This window comes from Streptomyces sp. NPDC001100 (genome assembly GCF_053598575.1).
Map to the genome: position 1 here is coordinate 1 of NZ_JBSFKO010000086.1, position 4,191 is coordinate 4,191.

1 protein-coding gene is annotated in these 4,191 nt (G+C 75.2%); it reads left to right on the forward strand.

What is annotated here, in order from left to right; genetic code table 11:
* On the forward strand, positions 1 to 4,191 hold a 4,191-nt coding region (locus ACWDEW_RS48725), incomplete at both ends, for an SDR family NAD(P)-dependent oxidoreductase (protein ID WP_450522811.1).

The window sequence follows — 4,191 nt, forward strand, 5'->3', positions numbered from 1 at the left end:
GGGTGTCCTCCTTCGGGGTCAGTGGGACCAACGCCCACGTCATCCTGGAACAGGCACCCGCGGAAGCGGAGACGGAAACCGGCGAGGAGTCCGGGACCGACAACGAACCCGGGGCAGCCGGAGAGGCGGGCGACGGGCCGGTACTGCTGGTGCTGTCGGCCCGTACCGAGGACGCGCTGCGCGACCAGGCCCGGCAGCTCTCCGCGCACCTCGACGACCGTCCCGGCACCCCGCTGCCGGACCTCGCGCACGCCCTGGCCACCAGCCGTACGCACTTCGCCCACCGTGCCACCGTCACCGCGACCACCCGCGAGGACGCCGCCACCGGGCTCCAGGCACTGGCCGCCGGGAGCCCGCATCCGCGGCTCGTCACGGGTGCGCAGGTCGCCGGATCCGCCACGGCCTGGATGTTCACCGGGCAGGGCAGTCAACGCCTCGGTATGGGACGGGAGTTGTACGAGGCGCACCCCGTCTTCGCCCGTGCCTTCGACGAGACGGCCGAGCACCTCGACCCGCTTCTCGGCCGTTCCCTGCGGGAGGTGGTCTTCGGCGAATCGGAGACCGGGGCGGCCCGGCTGCTCGACGGGACCCGGTTCGCCCAGCCCGCCCTCTTCGCCGTGCAGCGCGCCCTGTACACCCTGCTCACCCACCACGGAGCCGCGCCCGACTACGTGATCGGCCACTCCATCGGCGAACTCACCGCGGCCCATCTCGCAGGTGTCTTCGACCTGCCCGACGCCGCCAGGCTCGTCGCCACCCGCGCCCGGCTGATGCAGGCCGCCCCGGCGGGCGGCAGCATGATCGCCATCGCGGCCCCGGCCGACGAGGTGGCGGACCGACTCGCCGGGCAGGAACACCTCGCATCGATCGCCGCCGTCAACGGCCCTGCCGCCACGGTCATCTCCGGCGACAGCGAGGCCGTACGGGCCGTCGCCGGGCACTTCCGGGACCGGGGCGTGAAGACCAAGGAACTCACCGTCTCCCACGCGTTCCACTCCCCGCACATGGAGCAGGTGCTCGACGAGTTCCGCGCCTTCGCCGCCACCGTGACCTACCGTGAGCCCGCCATCCCCGTCATATCCGACGTCACGGGCGAGCCGGCCGTCCCCGGGCAGCTGACCAGCCCCGACTACTGGGCCCAGCACATCCGGCAGCCGGTCCGCTTCCACGACGGCATCACCGCGCTGCACGCCCGGGGCGTCACCGCCTACGTCGAACTCGGCCCCGGCCCCGTCCTCACCACCTCTGTCCTGGAGACGCTCCAGCAGCTGGCGCCCGGCGAGCCCACCGCCGTCATCCCCACGCTGCGTCCCGGACGGCCCGAGCGGGAGACCGTGACCACGGCCCTGGGCCTGCTGCACACCTGCGGTGCCCCGGTCGACCTGACCTCCCTCCACCCCGCCACGCGGCGGCAGTCGGTGGCCACCGACCTGCCGACCTATCCGTTCGAGCACCAGCGCTACTGGCTGGACGAGCCCGCCGGGCCGGCCGACCTCGCCGCCGCCGGGCTCGAACCGGCGGGCCACTCCCTGCTCGCCGCCGCCGTGGGACTCGCCGCCGACGACAGCCTCCTGCTCATCGGCCGCCTCTCGCTCGCCACCCACTCCTGGCTGGCCGACCACGCGATCGCCGGCACCCCGCTCCTGCCCGGCACGGCCTTCGTCGACCTGGCCCTGCACGCCGGTGGCACCGTCGGCTGCGACACCCTCGAAGAGCTCACCCTCCAGGCTCCGCTCGTCCTGCCCGAACAGGGCACGGTCCAGGTGCAGATCACCGTGGGCGGCCCGGACGACACCGGCCGCCGTTCCGTGGCGTTCCACGCCGCACCGGGGTCCGGTTCCGGGGACGACGAGGGGTGGACGTGCCTGGCCACCGGCAGCCTCGGTGCCGGCGACGGCAACGACGACCGGCCGCCGACGCCCGGGGCATGGCCTCCGCCGGGCGCGACGCAAGTCCCGCTCGACGGGTTCTACGACCGGCTCGCCGACCTCGGCTACGAGTACGGTCCCGAGTTCCGCAACCTCAAGGCGCTCTGGCGCTCCGGCGACGACCTCTACGCGGAGGTACGGCTGTCCGAGGGTCCGGCACAGCACGCCGGGCACTTCGGAGTCCACCCCGCCCTCCTCGACGCCGCGTTGCACCCGCTCGCCGCGACGCCGGGTGACGGCGACGAGACTCTGCGGCTCCCGTTCGCCTGGCACGGGGTACGGATGTACGCCACCGGTGCGACCGAACTCCGGGTGCGGCTGTCCCGCACCGGCCGGGACACGGTCACGCTGTCCCTGGAGGACCCGGCGGGCGGCGCGGTCGCCGCCGTCGACACCCTCGTCGTACGCCCGGTGTCGCCCGGCGACCTCGTCCGTGACCGCGGTGCGGGACACGACGCGCTGTTCGCCGTGGACTGGACGGAGCCGCCGGCGGCGTCGGGGTCCGGCCCGGCGGGGCGGTGGGCGGTGCTGTCCGCCGGTGACTCGTGGCTCGCCGCCGCGCTGCGTTCGACGGACGAGGAGATATCGGTCGCCGACGGCCCCGGCGCGCTCGCGGCGGTCCTGGACGGCGGGCCCGTGCCCGGCACCGTGTTCCTGCCCGCGGCGGCCGAATCCGTCGTCACGGAGGACGTCGCGGCGGAGGCGCACGGGGTGACCTCGGACGTACTGGAGCTGCTCCAGCAGTGGCTGGCCGACGAGCGCTTCGCCGAGAGCCACCTGGTGCTGGTCACCAGGGGCGCGGTCGCCGCCCGCCACGGGGAGGACGTGCCGGGCCTTGCGACCGCGCCCGTGCACGGGCTGGTCCGCGCCGCCCAGGCCGAACACCCGGGCCGGTTCACGCTGGTGGACCTCGACGACGTCGGACGCACCGACACCGCCGGGGCGTTGCGCCGTGCGCTCGCGACCGGCGAACCCCAGGTCGCGGTGCGCGGCGGCACGGTCGTCGTACCCCGGCTGGTCCGTGCCGGTGTCGCCGCCGACACGCCGGCCGCCCCTCTCCGTACCGCCGATCCGGACGGCACCGTGCTGATCACCGGAGCGACGGGCACCCTCGGCGCGAGCCTGGCCCGGCACCTGGTGGAGCGGAACGGCGTCCGGCACCTCCTGCTGACCAGCCGCCGGGGCCCCGACGCGCCGGGGGCCGCCGAGTTGGCGGCCGAACTGACCGGGCTCGGCGCGAGCGTGACGACGGTCGCGTGCGACACGGCCGACGCGTCGGCCGTGGCAGCGCTGTTCGCCGCCGTACCGGCCGAGCACCCGGTGACTGCCGTCGTCCACGCGGCGGGCGTGCTGGACGACGCGCTGCTCACCGGTCTGACGGCGGATCAACTGGCGCGCGTCATGGGCCCGAAGGTGACAGCCGGGTGGAATCTGCACCGGGCCACCCGCGACCTCGACCTGTCCGCGTTCGTCCTGTTCTCCTCCGCCGCCGGGACGCTGGGCAACGCCGGGCAGGCCAACTACGCCGCCGCGAACGCCTTCCTCGACGCGCTCGCCCACCATCGGCGCGCCCTCGGGCTGCCCGCCACCTCCCTTGCCTGGGGCCTCTGGTCCCAGGCAAGCGGGATGACCGGCCACCTGGCGCGGACCGACCTGGCCCGGGTGGCCCGGCTCGGCCTCGCGCCGGTACCGACGGACGAGGCGCTGGCGCTGTACGACACCGCGCTCACCGTCGACCGGGCCACCCTCGTACCCACCCGCCTCGATCTCGCGACACTGCGCGGGCAGGCTGCCGAGGGCACGCTCCCCACCCTCTTCCGGAGCCTGGTCCGGCCCCGGGCCGGGCGCGCCGCCCGCCCCGCCGCGCACACCGCCGGATCGTCCTGGGCACAGCGGTTGGCGGCGCTCCCGGAGGCGGAGCGGCACGGGACGGCACTGGACCTGGTATGCGGCGCCGTCGCCACCGTACTCGGGCACGCCACCGCCGAAGCGGTCGGCGCCGACCGGGCGTTCAAGGACCTCGGCTTCGACTCGCTCATGGCGGTCGAGCTGCGCAACAGCCTCGGCACGGCCACCGGAATGCGGCTCGACGCGACGCTCGTCTTCGACCACCCCACCCCGGCCGGGCTCGCCCGCCACCTGTGCGAGGAGGCGGTGGGCAGCACCGCGCCGCCCACCCCAGCGACGGCCGCCACCGGTGCCGTCGACGAGCCGATCGCGGTGGTGTCGATGGCGTGCCGTTATCCGGGTGGTGTGGCCTCGC